20 protein-coding genes and 1 tRNA gene are annotated in these 26,520 nt (G+C 61.7%); 9 read left to right on the forward strand and 12 right to left on the reverse strand.

Features of this window, described 5'->3' with window-relative positions:
• Positions 1–5: 5 nt before the first annotated feature.
• On the forward strand, positions 6–779 hold the full coding sequence (locus tag G9X64_RS13340; RefSeq protein ID WP_171376682.1) for a FadR/GntR family transcriptional regulator: 774 nt from the start codon (positions 6–8) through the stop codon (positions 777–779).
• A 31-nt stretch (positions 780–810) separates the two neighbouring features.
• On the opposite strand, the gene G9X64_RS13345 is transcribed toward G9X64_RS13340, so the two are convergent.
• Positions 811–1,947: a CobW family GTP-binding protein gene (locus G9X64_RS13345; RefSeq protein WP_171376683.1), complete on the reverse strand. Its 1,137-nt coding sequence runs from the start codon at positions 1,945–1,947 to the stop codon at positions 811–813.
• 18 nt (positions 1,948–1,965) lie between these two features.
• On the reverse strand, positions 1,966–3,099 hold the full coding sequence (locus G9X64_RS13350) for a D-alanyl-D-alanine carboxypeptidase family protein (RefSeq protein ID WP_171376684.1): 1,134 nt from the start codon (positions 3,097–3,099) through the stop codon (positions 1,966–1,968).
• A 158-nt stretch (positions 3,100–3,257) separates the two neighbouring features.
• Here G9X64_RS13350 and G9X64_RS13355 point away from each other — a divergent pair, with 158 nt between their 5' ends.
• Positions 3,258–4,421 carry a M20 aminoacylase family protein gene (locus G9X64_RS13355; protein WP_171376685.1) on the forward strand — a complete coding sequence of 388 codons (1,164 nt, stop codon included), beginning with the start codon at positions 3,258–3,260 and terminating at the stop codon, positions 4,419–4,421.
• Positions 4,422–4,475: 54 nt separating this feature from the next.
• Positions 4,476–4,552 (forward strand) — tRNA-Arg (locus G9X64_RS13360).
• Between the two features lie 160 nt (positions 4,553–4,712).
• Here G9X64_RS13360 and G9X64_RS13365 read toward each other — a convergent pair.
• The gene (locus G9X64_RS13365; protein WP_171376686.1) at positions 4,713–5,237 is read right to left on the reverse strand and encodes a DUF2937 family protein; all 525 of its coding nucleotides are present in this window, start codon (positions 5,235–5,237) and stop codon (positions 4,713–4,715) included.
• Positions 5,238–5,384: 147 nt separating this feature from the next.
• On the opposite strand from G9X64_RS13365, the gene G9X64_RS13370 reads away from it, so the two are divergent.
• Together G9X64_RS13370 and G9X64_RS13375 are read left to right on the forward strand one after the other, a co-directional pair.
• Positions 5,385–5,627: a hypothetical protein gene (locus G9X64_RS13370; protein ID WP_168310319.1), complete on the forward strand. Its 243-nt coding sequence runs from the start codon at positions 5,385–5,387 to the stop codon at positions 5,625–5,627.
• Positions 5,628–5,746: 119 nt separating this feature from the next.
• Positions 5,747–5,899, forward strand: coding sequence for a hypothetical protein (locus tag G9X64_RS13375; protein WP_168310318.1), 153 nt, complete (start codon positions 5,747–5,749; stop codon positions 5,897–5,899).
• A 72-nt stretch (positions 5,900–5,971) separates the two neighbouring features.
• Here G9X64_RS13375 and G9X64_RS13380 read toward each other — a convergent pair whose 3' ends face one another.
• Together G9X64_RS13380 and G9X64_RS13385 are read right to left on the reverse strand one after the other, a co-directional pair.
• Positions 5,972–6,262 (reverse strand): BON domain-containing protein, encoded by a 291-nt coding sequence (locus G9X64_RS13380; RefSeq protein WP_171376687.1) that lies wholly within the window; start codon positions 6,260–6,262, stop codon positions 5,972–5,974.
• Between the two features lie 63 nt (positions 6,263–6,325).
• Positions 6,326–6,976, reverse strand: coding sequence for a hypothetical protein (locus G9X64_RS13385; protein WP_171376688.1), 651 nt, complete (start codon positions 6,974–6,976; stop codon positions 6,326–6,328).
• Positions 6,977–7,355: 379 nt separating this feature from the next.
• Between G9X64_RS13385 and dxr the strand changes: the two genes are divergently transcribed.
• Positions 7,356–8,546 (forward strand): 1-deoxy-D-xylulose-5-phosphate reductoisomerase, encoded by a 1,191-nt coding sequence (gene dxr / locus G9X64_RS13390; RefSeq protein ID WP_168310315.1) that lies wholly within the window; start codon positions 7,356–7,358, stop codon positions 8,544–8,546.
• Positions 8,547–8,601: 55 nt separating this feature from the next.
• On the opposite strand, the gene G9X64_RS13395 is transcribed toward dxr, so the two are convergent.
• The 7 genes from G9X64_RS13395 to hemA form a co-directional block, all read right to left on the reverse strand.
• Entirely contained in the window at positions 8,602–9,687 is a 1,086-nt protein-coding gene (locus G9X64_RS13395) for an ABC transporter ATP-binding protein (RefSeq protein WP_168314772.1), read from the reverse strand.
• 11 nt (positions 9,688–9,698) lie between these two features.
• A complete protein-coding gene (locus tag G9X64_RS13400) occupies positions 9,699–11,621 on the reverse strand; it encodes a glycoside hydrolase family 127 protein (RefSeq protein WP_171376689.1) in 1,923 nt (640 codons plus the stop codon).
• Between the two features lie 19 nt (positions 11,622–11,640).
• Entirely contained in the window at positions 11,641–12,504 is an 864-nt protein-coding gene (locus G9X64_RS13405; protein WP_072640387.1) for a carbohydrate ABC transporter permease, read from the reverse strand.
• Positions 12,501–13,418 (reverse strand): carbohydrate ABC transporter permease, encoded by a 918-nt coding sequence (locus G9X64_RS13410; RefSeq protein ID WP_129421912.1) that lies wholly within the window; start codon positions 13,416–13,418, stop codon positions 12,501–12,503. Before G9X64_RS13410 ends, G9X64_RS13405 begins: the two co-directional genes overlap by 4 nt.
• A gap of 75 nt (positions 13,419–13,493) precedes the next feature.
• Complete coding sequence (locus tag G9X64_RS13415) at positions 13,494–14,732, reverse strand: ABC transporter substrate-binding protein (protein WP_168310312.1); 1,239 nt, start codon at positions 14,730–14,732, stop codon at positions 13,494–13,496.
• Positions 14,733–14,786: 54 nt separating this feature from the next.
• Positions 14,787–15,764, reverse strand: coding sequence for a LacI family DNA-binding transcriptional regulator (locus G9X64_RS13420; RefSeq protein ID WP_171376711.1), 978 nt, complete (start codon positions 15,762–15,764; stop codon positions 14,787–14,789).
• Between the two features lie 360 nt (positions 15,765–16,124).
• Positions 16,125–17,339, reverse strand: a complete 1,215-nt coding sequence (gene hemA / locus G9X64_RS13425; protein ID WP_168314985.1) for a 5-aminolevulinate synthase — start codon at positions 17,337–17,339, stop codon at positions 16,125–16,127.
• A gap of 326 nt (positions 17,340–17,665) precedes the next feature.
• Here hemA and G9X64_RS13430 point away from each other — a divergent pair, with 326 nt between their 5' ends.
• The 3 genes from G9X64_RS13430 to G9X64_RS13440 all read left to right on the forward strand — a co-directional run bounded on the left by G9X64_RS13430 (position 17,666) and on the right by G9X64_RS13440 (position 26,511).
• Positions 17,666–17,923 carry a YMGG-like glycine zipper-containing protein gene (locus tag G9X64_RS13430; protein WP_003543419.1) on the forward strand — a complete coding sequence of 86 codons (258 nt, stop codon included), beginning with the start codon at positions 17,666–17,668 and terminating at the stop codon, positions 17,921–17,923.
• Between the two features lie 169 nt (positions 17,924–18,092).
• Positions 18,093–20,021 (forward strand): autotransporter assembly complex protein TamA, encoded by a 1,929-nt coding sequence (locus G9X64_RS13435; RefSeq protein ID WP_171376690.1) that lies wholly within the window; start codon positions 18,093–18,095, stop codon positions 20,019–20,021.
• A gap of 67 nt (positions 20,022–20,088) precedes the next feature.
• Entirely contained in the window at positions 20,089–26,511 is a 6,423-nt protein-coding gene (locus G9X64_RS13440) for a translocation/assembly module TamB domain-containing protein (RefSeq protein WP_171376691.1), read from the forward strand.
• Positions 26,512–26,520: the final 9 nt, after the last annotated feature.

A 26,520-nucleotide genomic window follows, 5' to 3' on the forward strand; every position in this document is an offset into this window, starting at 1 on the left:
CGGACATGGCGACCGACACAGCCGTAGACTTCAGGGTCGAGCGAAGGCCGAAACTCTCCGAAGGCGTCGTTTCGGCCATTCGCGCTCAGGTCGTGTCCGGAGTGTACGCGCCCGGCCAAAAGCTGCCGACGGAGATCCGGATGGGCGAACTCTTCGGCGTCAGCCGCACCGTTATCCGTGAGGCGATTGCAACCCTTGCCGCTGACGGCCTTGTCGAGGCGCGGCAAGGCGCCGGCGTCTTCGTCAAGAACCATCCGACGATTGCCTTCGGTTCGATCAGCGCCGATGTCGGCAACAAGGTTTCCCATGCACTCAACATAATCGAGGTGCGCATGGGGCTGGAAATCGAGAGCGCAGGGCTTGCTGCGCTACGGCGCAATGCGGCTCAGGAAGCGCAGATTCAGGAAGCGTTCTTCGAATTCGACCGGCTGCTCGAGCGCGGCGAAGCAACCGGCAAGAGCGACTTCGCCTTCCACCGAGAAATTGCAGCTGCCACCAATAATTCATATTATGTCGAAGTTCTCGATGCGCTTGGTATGCGGGCCATCCCCTGCGACGTCGCCTCCCCTTGGGGTACGGATAGCACGCTGTCGCGTGACTATCAGGAAGGCCTGCAGCGCGAGCATTTGGCGATTTTGAAGGCGATTTCTGCCGGTGACCCGGAAGCCGCCCGCGCCGCCATGCGTGCCCATCTGGCGGCAAGCCAGGAGCGCTATCGCAGCCTTCTCAGCGGCCAGCAGGCCAAGTGGCTTTCAAGTATCCTCAAACGCAAGACCTGAAGAAGATCGCATAACAACAAAAATCACCGGTTTAAATCCGCATGCCGGGAATGGCGAGCGGATTGTCCGACAGCGCCGCACGATCGGGCATATCGATGCGGGGCTTGCCGAGGAAGGCATCGAAAAGATCCTTCACGAAGGCTTCCGGCAGATCCCGGGTGATCAGCACCATGCGGGTGCGCCGGTCTTCCCCTGGCCAGGCGGGAAGCCGCACCGGCGGGTGGAAGATGCTCTGCACCCCATGCAGCACCAACGGCCGATCCGGCCGGTCGGAAACGGACACGATCGCCTTCATCCTCAACAGCTTCTCGCCATGGGCCGAACGCAGAAGATCGATGAACATCTCGAGCGCCATCGGATCAATCGGTTTCTCTTCGATGATTGAGAAAGAGCGGATTGAGGCATCGTGACGGTTGACGTCATGCGGGTCCTGATCCGCATGATCATGATGGTGGTGACCATGGTGATCGCCATCATGATCATGATGCGCCTCGTGTGCATCCTCGTCCTGCAGCCAGCGGCCGACATCGGCGATCTTCGTCGCCGGATCGTAGAGCCCGTTGACCAGCACCGCGGCACGGCCCGCCTCGGCGCTGTCGGCATCCATCATCGTCGCGCGCGGGTTGAGCGCCCGCAGCCGCTTTTCCAGCCCGTCCGTTGCCTCGGCCATCGTCTTTTTCGAGACGATCAGCCGGTCGGCGACCGCCGCCTGCTTGCGCGCTTCCTCGTGATTGTCGAGCGTCTGCAGCCCATTCACCGCGTCCACGAGGGTGACGACGCCATCAAGCTCGAAATTCGTGGCGATGACGGGATTTCCCATGATCGCCTGCATGACCGGCGAAGGATCGGCAAGGCCCGTCGTCTCGATGACGACGCGCTTGACCGGTTTGACGCGGCCCGTCTGCACGGCGTCCATCAAGTTCGCCAACGTATCGACAAGCTCGCCGCGCACGGTGCAGCAGAGGCATCCGTCGGACAGCTCTATGATCGAATCGCCGGAACTTTCGACCAGCAGGTGGTCGATGCCGACATCGCCGAATTCATTGATGATGACGGCCGCATCCTTCATGACAGGGTCTTTGAGGATGCGGTTGAGCAGCGTCGATTTGCCGGCGCCGAGAAAGCCGGTCAGGATGGTGACCGGAATCCTGTCGTTGAGCGCGCTCATGTTATTTTACCTTAAAGCTTAAAAGGATGTCGGGCGCGGCATCGGCACCGGCACGTTGGCGATCGCGCCTGCCGTATCACCCCGCGCCATTTTTTCCGGCTGCGCGGCCGGCTGCGGATCCTGGCCCGGAATGAGGCCGGCAAAGACGAATTGCGGATCGTGGTCCATCGGCTGGATATAGGGTGACTGCACCTTCATGCGGCCGACTTCGTCGCGCGTTTCGCTGCGTACCTTGGCGCCCTTGGCGCTGCAGATATCGGCGCTGATGTCGGTCACCTGGTCCTGCCCCGACCCATAGGGTCTCAGCGAACCCAGCGTGTCGTTGCTGGCAGGCTGGGTGGTGAAGCCCTTCTGCAAAAGGTTCGCCGTCGCATCGGCGCGGGCTGCAAGGCTGTCGGTGCCGAGCACGACGGAGACCAGCGTGCGGCCGTTGCGCGTCGCTGACCCGATCTGGTTGAAGCCCGAAGCGCAGATGAAGCCGGTTTTCATGCCGTCTGCACCGGCGAAACGGCCGATCAGCATGTTGAGGCTCGGCACGTTCTGCTGGCCGGTGGTAAAACCCTCCAGTGCGAAATAACCGGCATACTGCGGAAAATCGCGGCGCAACGCCACCGTCAGCACCGCAAGGTCGCGCGCTGTCGTATACTGCCCCTTGCCGGGCAGGCCGTTCGGATTGACGAAATGCGAATCCGTCATGCCGAGCTTCAGCGCCTCGCCGTTCATCCGCGTCACGAAGCCTTCCTGTGTGCCGCCGATGGCTTCGGCGACCGCGACCGCCACATCGTTGGCGGACTTCACCAGCAGGATCTTCAATGCGCTGTCGAGCGTCAGTTTCTGGCCCGGCTTGAAATACATCTTGGCGGCTGGCTGCGCGGCGGCGCGTTTGCTGATGACGATAGGCGTATCAAGGCTGATCTGCCCGGCGCGGATCGCATCGAACACGGTGTATACGGTCATCAGCTTGGTCAGCGAGGCCGGATACCATTTGCGGAAGGCTTCTTCATGCTCGAGCACACGGCCGGTCTGCACATCTACGAGAATGTGCGGATTGGCATGGGCCACCGGAACGGAAGTCAGAAACACGGCAGTCGCCGCTGACACGAAAGAAAGCGGCCGCAAGGCAGCAAACAAACGGAAGTGGCTCGTCGACACGGTTCGTCCTTCGGATATCAGGAAAATCTCGAAATCTTCCCCTATTTAGCCTATATGGCTATGACATGGCAAAGGTCATTGACTAAGTAATTTCCATGAGCCTCACACCCTTGTGATGCGATGAAAGATTGTCGAGATTTCATAACAGGAACGCCGATATGCCGATTTTGAACAGAGCCGCGGAGTTGCAGGACGAGGTCGCCGAATGGCGCCGCCACATCCACGCCCGGCCCGAACTCCTCTTCGCTGTGGAAAATACGGCTGCCTTCGTCGCCGAAAAGCTCAAGGAATTCGGCGTCGACGAGATCGTCACCGGCATCGGCCGCACCGGTGTCGTCGGCCTGATCAAGGGCAAGGGCGAAGGCCGTCGCACGGTCGGCCTGCGCGCCGACATGGACGCCCTGCCGCTCACCGAAATCACCGGCAAGCCCTGGGCTTCGAAGACGCCGGGCAAGATGCATGCCTGTGGCCATGACGGCCACACCGCCATGCTGCTCGGGGCTGCGAAATACCTGGCCGAGACCCGCAACTTCAACGGCAATGTCGCGGTCATCTTCCAGCCGGCCGAAGAAGGCGGCGGCGGCGGCAATCTGATGGTCAAGGACGGCATGATGGAGCGCTTCGATATCGAAGAGGTCTACGGCATGCACAATCTGCCGGGCCTGCCGGTCGGCCAGTTCGCCACCCGCAAGGGCGCGATCATGGCGGCGACCGATGAATTCACCGTCACCATCAAGGGCCGCGGCGGCCACGCCGCCCAGCCGCATAAGACGATCGACCCGATCGCCATCGGCGCCCAGATCGTCGCCAATCTGCAGATGATCGCCTCGCGCACCGCCGATCCGCTGCGCTCGGTCGTCGTCTCGGTGACCAAGTTCAATGCCGGTTTCGCCCATAACGTCATTCCGAATGATGCGACCTTCGCCGGAACGGTCCGCACCCTCGACCCCGAGGTGCGCACGCTCGCCGAGACGCGGTTCCGGCAGATCATCGAGGGCCTGGTCGCGGCCCACGGCGCCGAGGCCGAAATCAGCTTCCATCGCAACTATCCCGTCACCGTCAACCACCCGGATGAGACCGAACATGCCGTTGCCACCGCCAGCGCCATCGCTGGCGAGGCAAACGTCAACGCCGAAATCGATCCGATGATGGGCGGCGAGGATTTCTCCTACATGCTCAACGCCCGGCCCGGCGCCTTCATCTTCATCGGCAACGGCGACAGCGCCGGTCTCCACAATCCCGCCTATGACTTCAACGACGAAGCCATCGCCCACGGCATCTCCTACTGGGTCCGCCTCGCCGAACAGCGCCTCGGCCTCTGACAACAATTAAGGCTTGGCTTCCCGCCAAGCCTTTTGTATGCATGGCGTGCAAGTGGTCCCGTAGCTCAGCAGGATAGAGCACCAGATTCCTAATCTGGGGGTCGCGCGTTCGAATCGCGCCGGGATCACCAGTCTTTAAGCGCTGAGCCCAGACGGCCAATGGCAATTTGGCCTCACACTGGACAGGAATTCCCATCCTCTATGAAAGACAGCCGCGCCTCTTGCACGCTGCGGACCAGTGGGAATGACTATCTAGTCTTGTAGATCGGCGCCGAGCCGCGTTGCTCCGTATCAAACTCGCGGCACCTGACGATAGGCTCCTCGTCTTCTCACGATCCGCCGCGCACCCAATCCGAGCACCGCAGCCACGACCCAGCCACTGACAAAACCAATCGCGCCCCAGACGAGACCGGCGAAGCTCACCGGCACCCCGGGCACGAAGTCCCGCCAGGTATTGGCGAAAACGACGTCATCCGCATTTCGTAGGAGAACAAATGGTTTGGCGGCGGGGGCGGCGGTGCCGAGGCGGAACTGCTGCGAGAGCAGCGTTTCGTAGCGCGTGATCGTGCTCTGCATCGAGACGCCGCGGTCGCGCAGGAAATCGTCGGATGATTGCGCATAGGCGTTCAGCGCCTGCTGGCGATCGAGATGGTGCTCGGCGGCCTGAGTATTGAAGTCATCGACGATGACGCGCAATTCGTCGATCGCCCCGCCGATCCGCTGGCGGTATTGCTGCGCAAATTCCGGCGCCTGCGAAAAAACCGTGCCGCCGGCGAGCCCGGCGACGATGGTGATGATCCTTGCAATCGGTCCCATGATCTATGCCTCCGGCTATACCCCAGCGCTAACGATCCGGCGCGTCAAAGGTTTCTGCCGTCGACACAATCGGTAACTCTATGTGATTGAACCGACGGCGCTTCCGGCGAGTTGATGCCGTGACCAACTCAGAAAGAGAGGCTCGTCATGAAACAGATTCTTCTTGCCTGCACGCTTGCTGCTGCGTCCATCTTTTCCGCAATGCCGTCCCAGGCGGCAAGTGTGACCATCACCACGGATGATGCGCGCCCCACTTACCGTCATGCGGAACGGCCCTATTACCGCCATCACATGAGGCCGCGCCACGTGGCCCAGGATTGTTTTACAAAGACGGAAAAAATCCGCCGTCACGGCCATACGGTCGTCAAGGAAACCCGAATCTGCCGATAAGGCAATCCATGCAGGAAAAAGCCCGGCTGATCTTCCCAGCCGGGCTTTTTCCATCTGATCTCGCCGATGAGGAACTTCGCCATATCCGCCGCGTTTATCGCGAAACAGGAGTATTCATCATGCGTATCAAGATGACTCTTTTGGCAGTTGCCTATGTCGCCGTCAGCGCCGTCCTGCTCGCCATCGCCTACCAGCCGCAGGGGTCCGGCGCCGCGCAGAAAACGGATCGTCTGGCCGGCTCGTCCTTCCTCGTCGAACGCTTCGCCGGTTGATCGGCTTATAGGCGGTGCTGTGGAAATAGTCCTCGCCCGGCAGGGGCCGGGCTCGGAGCCGCCCGCCGTTGGTTAATGCGTGCCGTCGAGCGACGACCCGCCAAGCAGGATCCGGTTCTGCACCGCATGCACGCCCTCGACCGCCTTGGCGACCGCGGTTGCCCGCCCGATTTCGCCCACCGTGGCAACGGTGCCGCTCAGCACGATCTGATCGTTCTCCATCGTCACCTCGACATCGGACGCATCGATGCCGCCGGCAATCGCCAGCGCATTGGCAACGGCCGCTTCGACCGCCGCACGATTGGCGATCTCTATTTCCATCTCGGGTTCGAGCCCGTGAAATGTCTGCTCCTTGAAAACCATGATCCGTTCCTCCGTGAAAACCTCGTAGGAAACGCTGATCGGCGGACTTTGGTTCAGCACCCGCTACCAGTTGACGCGATAGCGGAGATTGACGCTGCCCGCCTCACCTCCGGAAAATGGATTGCTCACCGACGCATCGAGATTGAGGTTCGGCAGAATGGTCTGGCTGACCCCAACCGTGCTCGAGAAGTCGCCGCTGGCATTGCTGATGCCTGTCCCTGCCGAAAGCGAGGTTCCTGTCCAGGGATGGATCAGCTTCAGGGCCTGCGATGCCGTCACCGAAGCCTGCCGGGCCTCGACCGCGTCGTATTGGACACTGATGGACCGGCTCGATTGCATGTCGAGCGAATCGGAGAGTATCCAGCTGCGCGAGCGGCTGAGGGTCAGCGCGCCGCTGCCGCGCAGCGTATCGACGTTGACGCTGGCACCCTGTTGTGACCGGCCGGCCGGGGTCACGTTCGTCCTGGTAATCCTGCCCCAAAGCATTGCCTGTTCGGAATCGGGCAGCAGCGCTCCGCCTTTGGTCGAGGCCAGCGCGATGTCGGCGCCAGCGCTCGTTTCCCATTCCGCCGGCAGGCGGAAACCCACCGTCGCCTTGTAGGACCGGTCCGAAAGCTTGGCCGGCGACCAGATCAGCAGGTCGTCCGCGTTCGCTGCGGCCGTGAGCGACAGCAGGATGGCGAAAAGGGTGCATGCTAATTTGAATGTCGTCATGAAGTTCAGAACGTTTTGACCTGTCACAGGGCTGCGGCACGGAGTCGACGCAGCAGCGCATATGAAAGCGTTCGCAACGAACGCAATGAGGGATCGCGGCCATGCAGCCCATCCCGGTTTCATCCTCGATTTAATGTATGGCCCACAAGGCCGGCGGCAACGAGTGCCTTTTCTTCATGGACGCCGCGGCGCCCGACTTGCCATGCGGCCGTTACCGGCCGCGTCGGAACCGAATCCGCCAGCAATGTTAGAAGGATCACATCTACCTGCGGCTCTGTAAACCCCTCAGTGGTTGAAATCTGCTGCACCGCACACTTGCCGCCCCCTCCAAAGCCTAGTAGAGCCTGAGCCTACGAGAGAAATTTTCGCGAAATTCCACATGATGACCGGCAAAAGCGCGCCGCGGCGCCTCAGCATCTTCGGTTCGACGGGTTCGATCGGCCAGAATACACTCAATGTCGTCGATCACCTGGGCGGACGGGAGAACTTCGAAATCTCCGTGCTGACAGGCAACGGCAATGTCGAATTGCTGGCCCGGCAGGCGAAATTATCAGGCGCGCGGCTGGCGGTGACCGCAAACGACCGCCATTACGAATCACTGAAGAGCGCACTTTCGGGCACGGGCATCGCGGTCGCTTCGGGAAAATCCGGCCTGATGGAAGCCGCCGACCGCGAAGCCGACTGGGTGATGGCGGCAATCGTCGGCACTGCGGGCTTGGCACCGACCCTTGCCGCCGCCCGCCGCGGCGCCGATATCGCCCTTGCCAACAAGGAATGCCTGGTATCGGCCGGCGATCTCTTCATCGCAGCGATCCGCGAAGGCGGCGGCAAGCTGCTTCCGGTCGACAGCGAACACAACGCGATTTTCCAGGTGCTGGAAGAGAGCCAGCGCCACGCCGTCGAGCGGGTTATCCTGACGGCGTCCGGTGGTCCCTTCCGCACCGCCTCGCTGCGTGACATGGCGGATGTGACGGTGGAAACCGCGCGCGCCCACCCGAACTGGTCGATGGGCTTGAAGATCTCGATCGACAGCGCCTCGATGTTCAACAAAGCGCTGGAGATGATCGAAGCCCGGCACCTTTTCAGCCTCAGACCCGAACAAATCGAGGTCATCTTCCATCCGCAATCGATCATCCACTCCATGGTCGGCTATTCCGATGGGTCGGTGCTGGCGCAGCTCGGCGCGCCCGACATGCGCACCGCCATTGGTTATGCCCTGTCCTTTCCGCGCCGGTCGAACCTGCCGGTCGAGCGGCTGGATTTTGCCAAGCTCGCCAGGCTGGATTTCGAGGCGCCGGATGAGGTGCGGTTTCCGGCGCTGCGGCTCGCACGCCTCGCGATGACCCGCGGCGGTGTTCAAGGCGCGGTGCTGAACGGCGCCAAGGAAGTCGCGCTCGAAGCTTTCATCGAAGGGCGGCTGTCTTTCCTCGCCATGGCCGAGGTCACCGAAAGGGTCATGGACGATCTGGCCGGCCTGCCGCCGGCTGCCGCCATGGACGATGTCTTCGCCGCCGACAGGGAAGCCCGGCAAAGGGCGGCGGAGCTCATGACACTAGCGATCGCCGAGTGAAGTTCAGACGGGCCGATCGCCGAGTGGTCGCCCGCCTTGGTCCTAACGACCGCTATTAGCGCAACCGGTTCCCGCCCTCGTCGAACAATCTGCAATCCAACGGCTCAAACAACAGGCTCACCTGCTCGCCCGCCGCAATACTGATCGGTGACCGATGCTCGACGGTCAGCGACTGGCTATCGGCAAGCTGGCAATAGAGATATTGCGTTCCTCCGAGATATTCCGAAAAATCGACCCTGGCCGTCAGCCTGCCCGATAGGTCGGATGCCACCTTCAGATGCTCCGGCCGCAGACCGAGCGTCACCGCGCCACCAACCAGCCTGTTTGCCGGCGGCAGGCCGCTTTCGATGGGCCGGCCGGCGACTTCGACCAGGCCGCCCTCACCCCAACGGGCATTGAGCAGGTTCATCCTCGGCGAGCCGATGAAGCCCGCCACGAAGGTATTGGAGGGATTCTCGTAGATCTCCCGCGGCGTTCCCGCCTGTTCGACGCGGCCGTCGCGCAGCACGACGATCTTGTCGGCAAGCGTCATCGCTTCCGTCTGGTCGTGCGTGACATAGATCATCGTGTTGCCGAGTTCGCGATGGAGGCGGGCGATCTCGATACGCATCGAAACGCGCAGTTCCGCATCGAGATTGGATAGCGGTTCGTCGAACAGGAAGACATCGGGCTTGCGCACGATCGCCCGGCCGATCGCCACACGCTGCCGCTGGCCACCTGAAAGCTGTCCCGGCCGCCGGTCGAGAAGATGGTCGATTTTCAGGATCGCGGAAGCGGCCTTGACGCGGGTCTCTATCTCTGCGGCATTCGTGCGCGCCATCTTCAAGCCGAAGGCCAGATTGTCGCGCACGCTCATATGCGGATAGAGCGCGTAGGACTGGAAGACCATGGCGATACCGCGCTCGGATGGATCGAGATCGGTGACAACACGTCCCTTGATCTCGACCTCCCCGTCGGTCACGTCTTCCAGGCCCGCGATCATGCGCAGAAGCGTCGATTTTCCGCAGCCGGAAGGGCCGACGAAGACGACGAATTCACCCTCCGCGATCGTCAGGTCGATCCCGTGGACCACCTGCAGATTGCCATAGCTTTTTCGCACGTCCTGGAGCACGACGCTCTTGTTAGCCATACCGTTCGTCATCCCCAAAAGACCTACTTGTCCGACTGGACCCAGACGAGCATCTCTCCGGGCGCGCGGTTGTCCCAGAGATGATAGGGCACGAAACGCGCGTTGGCGACCTGCCTTTCGGCCGGCGCCTTGCGGTAGAGCGGTGTTCCCCAGTTCGATGTTTCCTCGCGCTCGACCTGGAGATCGAGGGCGACGGCATCATTGAGGTCCTTCAGCACGACGGTCTCGGCTGTGGAGAGCTCACGCGGCAGGACGATGGCGTTGAGGTCGTCGCCATTGTCCGTGGTTTCGACGCAATAGACCAGCGGGCCGCGCATCAAGGCGACGCGCCCGGCGTCCTGGCGCACCTTCGGATTGGCATATTGCGGCCGAAGCGCCAGCGGCAGGTAGAGGGCAACACGATCGCTCGCGGCCCAGTCGCGATCGATCCTGACATATCCGTCGCGCATATTGGCGTTGAGATCGAGCATCTCTCCATTGATGCTGAGGATTGCGCCTTCGGCCCAGTCCGGAATGCGCAGCGACAGCGCAAAGCGCGCCGGTTTTTCCAGCCTGGTGGTAAAGGCGACGGCACCGTCCCACGGATAATTGGTGGTCTGTTCGAGTTCGACCTCGGCGCCGTTGGCAAGCTTCAGCCGCGCGGTGCTCTCGCCATAGAGGTGCACGGCGATCTCGTTATCCGAAACGGCGTACATGTAGGAGCCGATCGAAGTCACCAGCCGGGCGATATTCGGCGGGCAGCAAGGGCAATGGTGCCACTTCCACCGGTGGTGCTTGCCGGCACTTTCAAGCGGGTTGTCATAGAAGAAGGTCTTGCCGTCTGTGGACAGCCCCGGCAGCGCGCCATTGTAAAGCGCCTGTTCCATGATGTCGGCATAGCGCCGATCCGGCCCTCGTCCGAGCATGCGGCTCGCCCAGAACACCAGGCCGACCGAGGCGCAGGTCTCCGCATAGGCGGTATCGTTCGGCAGATCGAAGTAATCGGTAAAGCCCTCGTTGGAGGCCGCCGGCCCGATGCCACCGGTGATGTACATCTGCTTGGTGGTCAGATCGTCCCAGAGCGTTTCCAGCGCTGCCGTCAGGCTATCGTCCTTGTATTCGGTGGCGATGTCGGCCATGCCCGAATAGAGATACATGGCGCGTACCGCGTGGCCGACCACCTTTGTCTGCGCGCGCACCGGCTGGTGCGCCTGCGCATATTCATAGGTCTTCTGGTGGTATTCGGAGACATCGCGGCCGTCGCGGCTTGCTTCCGCCGTGAAGAAATGCGGTTCGGTGCCGCGTTCATCGATGAAGTATTTCGACAGCTCGAGATATTTCTTCTCGCCGGTCACGCGGGCGAGCTTGACCAGCGCCAGCTCAACTTCCTCATGGCCGCAATAGCCCGGGATCTGGCCTTCGCCATGGCCGAAAATTTTGATCATGTAATCGGCATAGCGGCTCATGATATCGAGCAGCTTGCGTTTGCCGGTCGCCTGATAATAAGCGACCGCGGCTTCCATCAGATGGCCGGCGCAATAGAGCTCGTGATGGTCGCGCAGATTGGTCCAGCGGCGGTTCGGCTCCACGCGCTGGAACCAGGCGTTCAGATAGCCGTCGTCGCCCTGCAGCTTCTCATACATATCGATGATCTCGTCGGCGCGCGCCTCCAGCTTCGGGTTCGGCCGGCGATAGAGCGAATAGGCGATGGTTTCGATCGACTTGCCGAGGTCGGAATCCCAGAACATCTGCGTCGTCCCGCCCCATGGCTGAATGGGAATGACGACCCCCGGGCTCGGCTGGCTGACATCGATCGCCTTGAGCATGCCAGCCTCGACGCAGCGGTCGAGCAGGGTCTCGGCAGTGGAATTGCAGACGGCGTCCTGCCATTTGCCCCAGAAGCCGCCGAGCTCCACATCGGGAACGGCGACGGGACGAAACTGGCGGTCATTGCTTGGTTTGGTCATGGGCTCTACCTTCTTGGGATCATTTCACGGCGCCGGCCATCAGCCCGCGCATGTAGTAGCGTTGCAGGAGCAGGAAGACGATCAGGCAGGGGATCGTCATGACGACGACACCGGCCTGGACCGCTCCCCAGTTGATGGCGCCGAGCCGTCCGGCGCGAACCGCCGTCATCAGCACCGGCAAAGTATATTTCTCATTGCTGGAGAGCAGCACGAGTGCGGCGAGAAACTCGTTCCAGGCATTGAGGAAGGCAAAGATCGCCACCGTCGCGACGCCGGGAAGCACCAGCGGCAGAAGAACCCGGACCAAGAGCCTGAGGTCGCGCGCGCCGTCAATGCGCGCGGCCTCTTCGATCTCCTTCGGCACGGCGTCGAAAGCGTTGCGCATCATGAACACCGAGAAAGGCAGTTGCAGCGTCACATAGACGAGCGTCAGCCCAAGCAGCGAATTGTTGAGGCCGAGTTTTGCCAGGATGATGAAGAGCGGCGTCAGGATCGACTGGAACGGGATCATTAGCGTCGCGATGATCAGCACGAAAAGCGCATTCTTCATCGGAAACCGATAGCGTGAGAAGCCGTAACCGGCGAGCAGGCTGACGGCGACGGTGAGCACCACGGTGGCGACCGAAACGAACAGCGAATTGATCATGTGCCGCCAGATGCCGGCGCCGAACGTATCGAGCAGTGCGTAGGAATCAATGCTGACGCCTGAGGTCGGCCATGGCGGCAATGGCGGCAGGCTGGCCTCCGTGCCATGCCGGAAGGACGACAACAACGTGATCACGAAGGGGGCGAGAAAGAAGATCGAGATAGCGATGCCGGTCAGGTGATAGGCCGACTTCGTCCGGATGGCCTTGCGCGCGCGGCGCTCCCTTGAGGTGGTCATGGACGCTCCTCCCCGACGCGAAGCAGCCAGAGCTGTACGATGCTGATCGCCATTAGGATGGCGAGAAGCACGATCGACAGCGCTGCGCCATAACCGAGATTGAACGACACGAACGACTGATTGAAGATGTAGTAGACCACCGAGATCATCTTGTTCTGCGGTCCGCCTGACGTCATGATGTAGAACTGGTCGAAAGCGAGGATCGAACCGGTGACGGAGACGATCAGCGCCAGTGCGATCGTCTTGCGCATCAGCGGCAGCGTCAGGTGCCGGAAACGCTGCCAGCGGCCGGCGCCGTCGATGCGGGCGGCCTCCGTCAGCTCGGACGGAATGGCCTGAAGCCCGGTCAAAAGAATGATCATCGTAAAGCCGGCGATCTTCCAGACGACCATCACCACGATCGTCAGAAAGGCGGTGTCGAAGGTCGCAAGAAGATTGGGGCTCTTTTCGACGAGGCCGAGCGCCTTCAAGGCCGGGCCGATGAAGCCGCTATCGACATTCGCGAGCCAGACCCAAAGCAGGGAGGCGGTAGCAAGGCCGACGACGACGGGCAGGAAGATGATCGTCCGGTAGGCGCCGACGAACTGCCGTTCCTTTTCGACGAAGATTGCCAGCGGAAAGGCGATCGCGAAGATCGCGATGGTGACGATTACGGTGTAATAGGCCGTGAAATTCAGCGCCGTCATGAAACGGGTGTCGTTGGCCATGCGAAAATAATTGTTGAAGCCGATCCAGCGGGACGCCCCCATCAGCGGCCAGTTATGCAGGCTCATCCATCCGGTGAAGAGAACCGGCATGATGAAGAAGACGATGACCAGCGCCATGGCCGGCGCGATGTAGACGAGGCCACGCCAGTTCGATCTGCGCCGTCGCCTGCGCCGAGGCAATAGAATCTCTGAACCGGAACCGGTCATCAAAACGCTCCGCATCTGTCGAGTGGGATTGGCCGGGAAGCTGCCACCGCTCCCCGGCCGCGGCCGGGGGAGAGTTTACTGGCCGCTATCGATGATCGATTGCATTTCCGATTGCGCACTCGAAAACGCGCCGTCGACGTCGTCGCCGAAGATCGCGGCGTTGGTGAAGCTTGCCCATGGCCCGTTGGCGCTGTTGATCAGGTCGTTGAACTGCAGCGTATAGGGGGTCTTGGCCACACTGATCGCCTTCAGGCCGACCTGCATGCGCGGATCGAGGCCCTCAAGCACCTTGTCGGCGATATCGCCACGCGTCGGCAGGCTGCCATACTTCGCCATGATCTTCTGGCCGTCCATCGAATATACATATTCGAGGAACTCCTTCACCGCGTCGATCTTCTTCGTGCCTTTGGTGATCACGAAGTTGTCGCCGCCGGCAAAGGACGAAGGCTTCCCGTCGACGCCGGGAATGAGGGTTACGCCGAAGTTGATATCGGGATGCTCGGTCACCAGCGTGCCGATGGCAAAGGCGCCGAGGCTTTGCTGGCCGATCTTGCCATTGGTGAAGGTGAGGAAGTTGGCGCCGTTGTCGCTGGCGGCTCCCGCCGGCACGAGGTCCTTCTTGACCATGTTGCGGTAGATATCGACGGCCTTGCGCATCTGAGGCGTATCGAGCGTCGCCGTCTTGCTGTCGGCCGACAGGATATCGGTGCCCGCACCCCAGACGAGCGGCGTGAATGTGAAGATCATGCAGCCGCCGCAGCCGCCGCCGGAGAAATAGAAGCCGTAGGTATCGTCACCCAGTGCCCGGATCTTCTCGGCATTGGCCGTAATTTCGTCCCAGTTCGCCGGTGCCTTTTCCGGGTCAAGACCGGCCTTCTTGTAGAGATCCTTGTTCCAGGCAAAGACGGAGGTCTCAACCGAAAGCGGCAGGCCGTAAATCCGGTCCTGATAGGTGCCGAGGCGAACATGCGATGGCGAAAGCGAGTTGAAATAGGGCAGGGATTTTGCCCAGTCCGTCAGGTCTTCCAGCTGGCCGGCTGCAGCAAAGGCGGGATTGTAGATCAGATCCATCGAAAGCGCGTCCGGCGCCTGTCCGCCGGCGATTGCCGTCGCATATTTCTGCACGAGTTCGGAGAACGGCACCTCGGTCATCACGACCTTGTTCTCGTGACCGGAATTATAGGCTTCGACGACCTTCTTGAAGGCGTCGCCGATCCCCGTACGAACCCACATTTCGACATTCTCGGCGGCTGACGCGGCCGAAAACAGGCACAAGGTAGCGATGCTGGTCGCCGCCAATAGACGCTTGATCATGACACTCCTCCCGATATGGCGCATCTCCTCGCGCCTTTGCTCATTCTCTTCTTCTCATTCCTTCGGGGCTTCACCCCCGCATGACTGCCGGACGATCAGCCGGCACGGCAATTTCCTCACTCCCGGTTCGACAGGCCGTCCTTCCGCAAGCGCGAGCACCGTCAAACCCGCTTGCCGCCCGAGCTCCTTCAGTTCCATATCCACCGTCGTCAGCGGCGGTCGCGTCTGGGCCGCGACAATCTCCCAATTGTCGAACCCGATGACCGATACGTCATGCGGCACCTTGACGCCGCGCTCGCGCAACGCATCCACCGCGCCGCGGGCGATCTGGTCATTGCCGCAGAAGAGAGCATCCGGTTTTTCTCCCGACCTCTTCCAAAGCTGTTCGACCGCATCATGCCCCCAGCTTTCCGACCAGACGCCGTAGAGCACCGGCTCACGGTGACCTGCCACCTCGTGATAGGCGCCGGCACGTTCCCGCACTGAGAAGAAGTCCTCCGGCCCGGTGATGTGCGCAATCCGCCGCCGTCCGATCTTCACGAGCCATTCCACGGCCAGCCGCGCACCCTGTTCGTCGTCCGAACGGAAGGTGACACTGTTCTGCGTCCCCTCCGTGAATGCGTAGACGACAGGCACATGCAAATTCGAGAGATCGACAGGCAGGCGCCGATCCAGGCGTTTTCCCGTCGCAATGATGCCGTCGACCTGTTTGTCCAGCATCGCATCGACATGGATCTGGGCGAGCGCCGGATCGTCTTCGATGGCGCACAGGAAGACCGAAACGCCGTGATCGACGAGAGCATCCGAGATACCCGCCATGACAGGCAGCGTGAAACGGCCGTAAGTATCGTTCGTCAGCAGCCCGATGGTAAAGCTGCGCTTGCTGAGAAGACCTCTCGCCAGCGCATTTGGCCGGTATCCGATCTCGGCGGCGATCCGTTTCACCCGTTCGCGCGTTTCCGACCCCATCCGGCCGGTATCGTTGAGAGCTTTCGACGCCGTCGAGATGCTCACCGCGGCAGCCGCCGCCACCTCGTGGATGGTGATCCTGCCTCTTTTTCCTCCCGATATATTCAGAACGTCCTCCTTCTGAGGTGATCTGAGAAAAGCTTTTACCAATCCTTATGTCAAGTGAGAAAAGGTTTTCTCACGCCACACCAAAGCTCGGATCGGCAACACAGTCGCGGCAAGAGGCAAGCACAGGGAAAGATCGATGCGCATCGGTCAGGCCGATTGCGATGTGTCATCGGTATTAAGACCAAGCGCAGAGCGGACGATCTTGGACGGGCAAGGGAGGTTTGTTCCAGCGTCTTGCGGGAGCAAGACCGATCGCTGTCAGAGCCTCCGGTGGAGGCCCTGAATTACGGTTCGAACCGAGCGATCATCGAAAAATCAGGCGACGTGCCTTGCGAGCGCACAGCGCGACCAGAGCGAATGCAGCGCCTCGACCAGATGGGCGATATCGGCGTCGGAATGCAGCGGCGTCGGCGTGATGCGCAGGCGCTCGGTCTTCTTCGGCACGGTCGGATAGTTGATCGGCTGGACGTAGACGCCGCAATTGTCGAGCAGCAGATCGGAGATCCACTTGCACTTGGCCGCATCGCCGACCAGCACCGGCACGATGTGGCTTGGATTGGGCATATGCGGAATGCCGCGCTGGTCGAGCAGCGCTCTCAGCTTGCGGACACGATCCTGATGGCGGGCGCGCTCGAACTGGCTGACCTTCAGGTGCTGGATCGAGGCGACGGCGCCGGCGGCAAGTGCCGGCGGCAGCGCCGTGGTGAAGATGAAGCCGGAAGCAAACGAGCGGATGAAATCGCAAAGCGCCGTCGAAGCGGCGATATAGCCGCCCATCACCCCGAAAGCCTTGCCGAGTGTGCCTTCGATCACGGTCAGCCGGTCCATCAGCCCCTCGCGCTCGGCAATGCCGCCGCCGCGCGGGCCGTACATGCCGACGCCATGCACTTCGTCGAGATAGGTCATCGCGCCATATTTGTCGGCGAGGTCGCAGATCTCCTTGATCGGGGCGATATCGCCGTCCATCGAATAGACGCTCTCGAAGGCGATCAGCTTCGGCGCCCTCGGATCGGCGGCAGCGAGCTTGGCTTCGAGATCAGCCACGTCATTGTGCTTCCAGATCACCTTGTCGCACTTGGCGTGGCGAATACCCTCGATCATCGAGGCATGGTTCATAGCGTCAGAGAAGATTATGAGCCCAGGAATCTTCGCACCGAGCGTGCCGAGTGCCGCCCAGTTGGAAACATAGCCTGATGTGAAGATCAGTGCCGCTTCCTTGCCGTGCAGATCGGCAAGCTCACGTTCGAGCACGACGTGGTGATGGTTGGTGCCAGAAATATTCCGGGTGCCTCCCGCACCCGCGCCACAGTGGTCGATGGCGTTCTTCATCGCCTCGATCACCTTGGGATGCTGGCCCATGCCGAGATAGTCGTTGGAGCACCAGACGGTAACTTCTTTTGCGCCATCGGCCGTATGGCGCGTCGCGCGCGGAAAATTGCCGCGGTGACGTTCGAGATCGGCAAAAACGCGGTAACGGCCCTCGGTGTGAAGCCCGTCCAGCTCGCTTTTAAAATACGCTTCGAAATCCATCATATGCTCCAGTATCACGCGACCGTTCTTGCTGACCGGACGTTCGCGCGTCAACCCTTGCCCTTTGCTTTACCATCAACTGCGGCAAAAGGCGCAGAGTTTTGAATGATTCCAGATAAAGAATATGCGAGCCGCGATCAACGAAATTGATGTGGCAAGCATAATGGAAATTCGCGAAACCGCGCAGCTGGCGACAACATCCTGTATCGAAAAAAATCAGGACAGCGGTGGACAACCCTTTCTTCCGACATAGTTTTCGGTCTAGCCTGACAAAAAATAAAAAGGGACGGCCTTTGCCCGCTGGGCAACAACCTCGGAGAGAAAAGATGAAGAAAGTTGTCATACTCGCATTGATCGGCCTGTCGATCGCAAGCTGCACGCCGACGCAACAGGGCGCCGGCATTGGCGCTGCATCTGGCGCCGTGATCGGCGGTGTAGTCACCGGCGACGTGCGTGGCGCGGCAGTCGGCGCCGCTATCGGCGGCGTGTCCGGCGCCCTCATCGGCAGCGTCGCCGAACAACCCGGCCAGTGCTACTATCGCGACCGCTACGGCCGCCGCTATATCGACAGTTGCCCGCGCTGAGCGCGCTCTGAAATCGGCAAATTCAGGAAATCCCGGACACACGTCCGGGATTTTTTGTGCTAAATTAGCGCGTTGGCAATTTAAAATGGTACACCCCGCGCGATTTTGTCGCTAAGCTGTTCATGGCTGGGCAACGAAGCTTCAATGTAGACATAACCAAAAGCGGCGGATGCGGATCAGAGGGACAAGCCCGAAAACAGGTACTGCGTATCGGCGAACAGGCACCATGATGGTGGTCGCAGCGGCAGCTGCGTTCTCACCGGTCCTGATCGGCGACGCTTACGCCTTCAAGCTTTTCGGCATCACCATTTTCGGCAAAGAGGAAGACGAAGGCGAACAGGTGCCCGATCCGGTGCGCTACCAGGTCGACCTCAAAGCCGATACCGCCGATCCCGACCTGAAAGAAGCGTTGGAAAACAGTTCCCGTCTCGTCAGCGACCAGAAGCAGCCGGTTTCCGGCGATCTCGGCATCGTTGTCAAGGCGCGTGACGACCGAGAGCGGCTGATCGCCACTCTGTATGAAAAGGCCCGTTATGGCGGCCTGGTGACGATCACCATCGACGGCAAGAATATCGACGACCTGCCGCCCAATCCGACATTCGACCGGTCAGGGCCGATCCCCGTCACCGTCGACATTACTCCCGGCCCCGTTTTCAAGGTCAGGGAGGTCCAGTTCGGCGGCGATGCCGCAAACCACAATCCCGCCGATTACGATCTCGCCCCCGGTGCGCAGGCCGGCTCGCTCGCCATCATCAGGGCCGGCGACAAGATCGTCGAACAATTGAAGAGCGAAGGCCGGCCCTTCGCCAAGTTGACCGAACGCAAGGTCGTCGCCGATCATAACAGCGATACCGTCGATATCGTCCTTGCTGCCGAGGGAGGCCCTATCGCTCCGATCGGCGACGTCGGAGTCACCGGCGAGAAGACCGTCAGGCCAGCGTTCATCCAGCGTTATTCCCGGCTGAACAAAGGCGAAGCCTATTCCCCGGAAGCGCTGAAGAAAGCTGGCGAACGCCTTCGCGCCCTCGGCGTCTTTTCGAGCGTCACCATCCACCAAGGAGATGCATTGGCGCCGGATGGCACCTTGCCGATGACGATCGAAGTTTCCGAGGGCAAGAGGCGCTACTTCGGCGTCGGCGCGCAATATTCCACCACCGACGGCTTCGGTGTTCAGGGCTATTGGGGCCACCGCAACCTGTTCGGCGAAGCCGAAACGCTGAGGATCGAGGGAGCGGTCTCGCGACTTGGCGAAACGACTGATGTCGGCAGCCTCGACTATTCCGCCGGCATCCTGTTCACCAAACCCGGCGCCTTCTTTCCCGCCGCCACGCTGAAGGCCGGCATCGTCGCCAAGACCGAAAATCCGGATGCCTATAACGCCACGCTCGTCACCGCCTCGCTCGGCCTTTCCTATGAGCTGACCGACCAGGACACCGTCTCGGCAGCCGGCGAGGTCAGCTGGGAGCGCGACGACGACGCCTTCGGCACGAACGACTATCTGACCTTCACCTTGCCGATCCAATATGATCGCGACGCACGTGACGACAAATTCAACCCGACAGAGGGTTATCGCGCGACGCTCTCGGCTAAGCCCGGCTACGAGATCTTCAACGCCACGCCCTATGCGGCATTCGAGGGCTCGATCTCCGGCTATCTGCCGTTCGGACAGGAAGACGGCGTGGTGCTTGCCGGCAAGGTTGCCGCCGGCGTCCTGATCGGCGGCGACAGCATTGGGGACATTCCCGCCACGCAGCGCTTCTTTGCCGGCGGCGGCGGCTCCGTGCGCGGATACAGCTATCAGGAAATCTCGCCCTATAACGACAATGGCGATCCCACCGGCGGCCGTTCCTATGTGACCGGTTCGCTGGAGGCCCGCATCAAGATCACCGATACGATCGGCATCGTGCCCTTCATCGATGTCGGCACCGTATCGGACAGCACCTTTCCGGGTTTTTCCGATATCCGCGCCGGCGCCGGCGCCGGAATACGATATGCAACGCCTTTCGGCCCGCTGCGGCTTGATTTTGCCATGCCGCTGAACAAGTACGAAGATGGCACAGATTACGGAATCTACGCCGGCATCGGCCAATCCTTCTAGGATTGCCGATTCCGCTCGTGTTTTCCAATCTGTGGGCCGTCATGAAAACGGGGTAGTGTCCGCGCCGATGCAAACGCTGACAAAAATCGTCAACTGGATCGTACGGCTCACCGGCTATGCCGTCGGCGCCACGTTGATTCTTGCCGTCGTCGCACTGGCGATCTTCGGCTTCACCAGTTTTGGCGCTCGCATCGTCACCGAAAAGATAGCCTCCACGCTTTCCAACCGCGACATGACGATCGAGGTTCGCGAACCGCAAGGCCTTTTGACCGGCGGGCTTCGCGCCGCCGAGATCTCCATCTCCGACACCAGGGGCGTCTTTGCCGAAATTCATGGCGTCGCGATTGACTGGAATCCGCTTGCGCTGCTGACCGGAACCTTCCATGCCAAACGCTTCGAGATCGAAGCGATCAACGTGCTGCGCAAGCCGGTGCGCACCCTGCCCTCGCGGCCCCAAGCTGAAAATTCCGGCGGATTCAGCCTTCCGATCAAGGTCGATATAGACCGCATCGCGCTGCCCGATATCAAACTTGCCGCACCCGTTGCCGGCCGCGCCTTTGCGCTCGCCGCCGAAGGCAGCCTTTCGGCGAACGGCGATGGCGGCGAGGCCGTTGTCAATGTCAGCCGTCACGCGGTTCCGGATGCGCGGCTTGCCGCCGACATCGCTTTTGCGCCAGCCGAAAACCGGCTGCGGCTGAAGGCGCAGCTGTCCGAGCCGAAGGGCGGGCTGCTGGCAGGCTTTCTCGGTCTGCCGGACAGCCCGGCCGTCAACATCGATCTCGATGGCCAGGGGCCGATATCCGAATGGAAAGGCAAATTGCAGGCTGCCCTCGACGGGCAGCAGCGTGCCGCAATCGAAGCTCGGCATCAGATTACGGAAGATGGGCTGCACCACCTCGACCTCAAGGGCGGCGGTGACCTGAGTTCGCTGCTTCCATCGGCATTCCGGCCGCTTTTTGCCGGCCAGACCAATATCGATCTTGCCACCACCTTCGACAATCACGGCAAGATCGATATCCAGACCGGCAATATCGCCACCGGCAGCGTCGTGATCGCCGCCTCGGGCACCCTCGATCCTGCCGGCAACAACAGCCTGAACGCCAATCTGCTCGGCACGTCGGGGCCTGTCGATTTCCGCTGGCCGCTCGCCGAAGGCGAAGCGCGCTTTCTTATATCAGGCCTCAACCTGGCGCTTACAGGCGATGCGCAGACCGCCCGACTGAACGTCAGCGGCTCGCTCGACACCGCAACCCTGCCGCAGGCCGATATCGGCAACATCAAGCTGACGGCAAAGAGCGACGCCTTCAATCTCGCCGCCCGTTCCGGCAGCGTCCAGTTGCGCCTCGTTGCCGGCGACGCGACCTTTGCCGAGCCGAACCTCAATCGTGCGGTCCAAGGCCCGATCACGATCGCTTCTCCGCTGCAGATCTCGCCCAGTGGTATCGGCTTCAACGGCACCACCGTCGAAAGCGCCAATATCAACGGCAGCCTCAACGGCTCCTATCGGCTGACAGACCAAGCGCTGACCGGCAACCTCAAGCTCACCATCAACCCGGCAGCCCTGCCGGCTGCGGCAACAGGCAGGTTCGACGGACCGATCTCGCTCGAAAGCCAGGTGGTCGGCACCATTCCGTCGAAATTCGCGCTGTCCAACCTCGTCCTGAAGTCCGGCACGCTCGAAGCCGCCGGCAACGTCGCGCTCGACGGCGGGATCTTGAACGCCGATCTCTCCGGCCGGTTGCCTGACATCGGCAAGCTCATCCCCGGCGCCAGCGGCGGGGCGGGTTATGCGTTGAGAGTGGGAGGTGAGCTCCCGGCAATCTCCGTCACGGCCAATCTCAAGGCGCCCAACCTTGAAATGGCCGACCGCATGCTCGGCAACCTCAATATCGACCTGTCGGGTCTCGCCGATCCTAAGGCCCCGCAGGGTAGGATCGGCGCCACCGGCACGATCGACGGCCAGCCGATCAGCGTCAACGGTGACATAAGTTCGCAGGACGGCAAGATGAGCATTCCGGCGCTGACCGCCGATATCGGCGGTAACCGGCTGACCGGCAATGTGGAATTCTCGTCCTCCCTTGAGCCGACAGGCGCGCTGACCTTCGATTTCCCCAATATCGGCCTGCTCGCCGCACTCGGCGGACAGAAGGCCGAAGGCGATCTCAAAGGGTCGCTCGGCGTCAGCAGCGATGGTGGCAGGATTGCGCTCAAGCTGCTTGCGACCGGCGGCTCGATCCGCCGAGATACGCTTGCGATCGTCAAGCCGGATATCGATGTCACGGTCAGCGATCTCAAAGCCCTTGCGGCAAACGGCACGGTCAAGGCCGAGGAGGTGAGTGCCGGAACGAACAGGCTCGCCGGCCTTTCGCTCGATTTTACCAAGCAGCAAGACCATACCGATTTCGATCTCGATGCTGCCTATGACGGCAATCCCGTGCTGGCCACCGGCAATATCGAAGCGGCGGGCGGCACGGTGCATTTGAACCTTGATCGCTTCTCGGCAAGCCCCCGCAATATCCCGATCGAGCTTGCCGCACCGACGCAGGTCGCAATCGGCGGCGGTGCCGCCAGCCTGAACGGACTGACGCTGAAGACCGGCGCCGGTTCGGTGACCGTCACCGGTTCCGCCGGCGAAACGCTGAAGATCGATGCAGACATCCGCGAGCTGCCGGCAGCGCTTGCCAACGGTTTCGTGCCGAACCTTTCAGCCGGCGGGACGATCTCCGGAACGATTGCCGTGACTGGAACGCCGGCAGCACCAGTCGCCGACTTCAAGCTCGACTGGAAGGATGCGACGACGGGCCAGACAAAGGGAGCCGGCCTGGCACCGCTCGGCATCACCGCCATTGGCAAATTCGCCGACAACAAGCTCGATTTCGACACCACGGTCGGCAGCAATGACGGCCTCTCGCTGAAGGCCGCCGGCAATGTCGCGCTCGCCGACCCGAAGGCGCCGGTGCTGGATGTCAACGCCGATATCCTCAACCTGCCTGCCCGTATCGCCAACGGTTTCGTTCCTGATCTCGCTGCCGAAGGCACGATTACAGGAAGAATGGCGGCCTCCGGCTCCCTGGCTGCACCCACCGCCAATTTCGATCTCGATTGGAAGAATGCCGCGACGAGCCAGACGAAACGCGCCGGCCTTGCGAATCTTGCCCTGAAGGCATCCGGAAAATTCACCGACAACAAGCTCGATTTCGATACAGTGATCGGCGGCGCCAACAGCCTCTCGCTGAAAGCAACCGGCAATGTCGCCATCACCGGCACGACGATCGGCAACGTCAAGGTCGACGTCGCGCTGGCAAATGTTCCCGCAAGCATCGCAAACAGCTTCGTCGCCGATCTCGCCGCCGAAGGGACGATCTCAGGAAGTGTAGCGGCCTCCGGCTCGCTCGCTGCTCCCACTGCCAATTTCGATCTGGATTGGAAAAACGCTGCGACGAGCCAGACGAAACGCGCCGGTCTTGCGGATCTTGGCATGAAGGCATCGGGAAAATTCGCAGACAACAAGCTCGATTTCGACACCGTGATCGGCGGCGCCAACGGCGTCTCGCTGAAGGCTAACGGCAATATCGCCGTCACCGGCACGAGAGTCGGCAATGTCAAGGTCGACGCCGCGCTGGCAAATATCCCCGCAAATATCGCAAACAACATCGTCCCCGATCTCGCCGCCGAAGGCGCGATCTCTGGAACGGTCTCGGCCAGCGGCTCTCTTTCCGCAGCGACCGCCAATTTCGATCTCAATTGGAAAGATGCAGCGACGAGCCACACAAAACGTGCCGGCCTTGCCGCGCTCGGCGCGACCGCATCGGGAAAATTTGCCGACAACAAGCTTGATTTCAATGCGGCAGTCAGCGGCGACAAAGACCTCTCGCTGAAGGCCGCGGGCAATGTCGCATTGGCCGGTACGGCGATCGACAGCATCAAGGTCGATGCCGAGATCGCCAAGCTCCCGGCCAGTCTCGCAAATACCTTCGTTCCCGATCTGGCGGCCGGCGGCACGATATCAGGCACCCTGTCCGCCGCCGGCACACCCGCCGCACCGAAAGCCGACTTCAAGCTCGACTGGATGGATGCTGCGACCAGCCAGACCAGAAGCGCTCGCCTCTCGGGCCTCACACTTGCCGCATCGGGACGCTTCGCTGATAACCGGCTCGATTTCGATGCCAATCTCGCCGGCCAGGACGGCCTCTCGCTGAAGGCCGCCGGCAATGTTGCGATTTCAGGCACGTCGGTCCGCAATCTTGACGTCAAGGCCGATCTCGCCAACCTTCCGGCAGGCCTCGCCAACGGCTTTATCCCGGGCCTTGCCGCCGAAGGCACCGTCTCGGGAATGGCATCCGCTTCTGGCGCGCTTCCGAAGCCGGCGGTCGATTTCAAGCTCGACTGGAAGAACGCTGCGACCGCCCAGACCAAGAGCAGCGGCCTTTCGGGCCTGAGTGCTGCGGCTTCGGGCAAGTTCGCCAATGACAGGGTCGATTTCGACGCCAATCTCGCCGGCAAGGACGGCGTGTTGGCCAAGGCGAAGGGCGGCGTCACGATCGCGGGAACGGCCATCCGGGACCTTTCGATCAATGCCGATATTCCGGCGCTGCCGGCAAATATCGCAAATGCCTTCGTTCCAGGACTCGGTGCCGAAGGCACGCTTTCGGCAAGCGCCGTGACGTCGGGAACGCCCGCAAATCCGATCGTCGATTTCAAGCTCGACTGGAAGGATGCCGCGACCAGCCATACCAAGGCAGCCGGCCTGTCCCGCCTTGCACTGGCGGCGACGGGAAAATACGCCGGTGACAGGTTGGATTTCGACGCCAACCTTACTGGCGGCGGCGGCATCGCGTTGAAAGCTGCCGGCAATCTTGCCATCGCCGGTACGTCGATCCGGTCGGTCGACGTCACGGCGAACGCCACCAATGTTCCGGCCGGTATCGCCAACGGCTTCGTTCCCGGTCTTGCCGCCGAGGGCGCGGTCTCGGCGACCGCAAAGGCCACCGGCGCGCTATCGGCGCCCTCCGTCGACTTCAAGGTCGACTGGAAGAACGCGGCGACGAGCCAGACAAAAGGTGCGGGCCTTTCGCCGTTCACCATCGGCGCATCGGGCAAACTTGCCGGAAACAGGCTGACAGTCGACACCAGCCTTGCCGGTGATGCCGGCATGTCACTGAAGGGCGGCGGCAGCGTGGTGATTTCAGGCAATCGTGCCATGGACATGCGCTTCACAGGCAATCTTCCTTTCGCTGTGCTCGGCGCCCCGCTTGCGCAGCAGGGCCTCGTCGCGGACGGCGTCGCCACCGTCAACCTGCAGATCGGCGGGACAGCCGCAGCACCCGTCATCAACGGCACGGTCTCGACCAATGGCGCCAAGCTCGTTGACGTCCGGCGCAATATGGCCGTCAACAATCTGACGGCGACCGTGACCTTCAATGGCAGCCAGGCCGTGATATCGCGCCTCAGCGGCAACCTCGGCGGCGGCGGCACGATTTCCGCCAGCGGCACGATCGGCATCCAGCCGGCAGGCGGCTTTCCCGCCGATATTTCGATCAAGCTCGACAAGGCGGTCTATGTCGATGGAACCCTTGTCGTCTCGACCGTCAACGGCACGGTCGGCCTGCGGGGGCCGATCATGAATGCGACGCTGAGCGGCAAGCTTCGACTGGACAAGACCTCGATCACGGTCCCGGAAAAATTGCCGACCTCGCTGAGAGAAATCGACATCCGGCACAAGAATGCGCCGCGGGCAGTCATTGCGCAGCTGCGCAATGACGGCGAGCGGAAACCCGGCGAGAAATCCTCCGTGATCACGCTGGATCTCGAAATCGATGCGCCCTCGCATATCTTCGTACGCGGCCGCGGCATCGATGCCGAGCTTGGCGGCCGTGTGACGATCCGCGGAACGGCGGCTGCACCCATCGTGACCGGCGGTTTCACCATGCGCCGCGGCCGCATGACCATTCTCAACCGCCGTCTGGATTTCTCCGACAAGAGCAGGATCACCTTTGCCGGTGATCTGACGCCGGCGCTCGATATGGAAGCGACCTCGGCCTCCGGCTCGACGACGCTGACCGTCGACGTCGCAGGCCTCGCCACCGACCCCGCGATCACCTTTTCCTCCTCACCCCAGCTGCCGCAGGACGAGGTGCTGGCGCAGCTGATCTTCGGCCAGTCGATGTCGAAGCTCTCGCCGGTGCAGATCGCCCAGCTCGCCGACGCCGTCAGTCAGCTGGCCGGCAACCGCTCCACCTCGCTTTTCGAAGGCCTGCGCAACCAGCTCGGCGTCGACGATTTCGACGTCAGCACCGATTCCAAGGGGCAGACGAGCGTCAGCGTCGGCCGCTATCTCAACGACCGCACCTATTTCGAATTGCAGCAGGGCGGTTCGGCCGGCGCCAAGGCGGTGATCAACCTCGATGTCGGCCGCGGCGTCAAGCTGCGCGGAGGGGCCGGTGGCAACGGTGAGGGCGAAGCCGGCATTGTCTATGAACGGGAATACTGATGCATCTCG

Source organism: Rhizobium sophorae (genome assembly GCF_013087515.1).
GTDB lineage: Bacteria > Pseudomonadota > Alphaproteobacteria > Rhizobiales > Rhizobiaceae > Rhizobium > Rhizobium sophorae.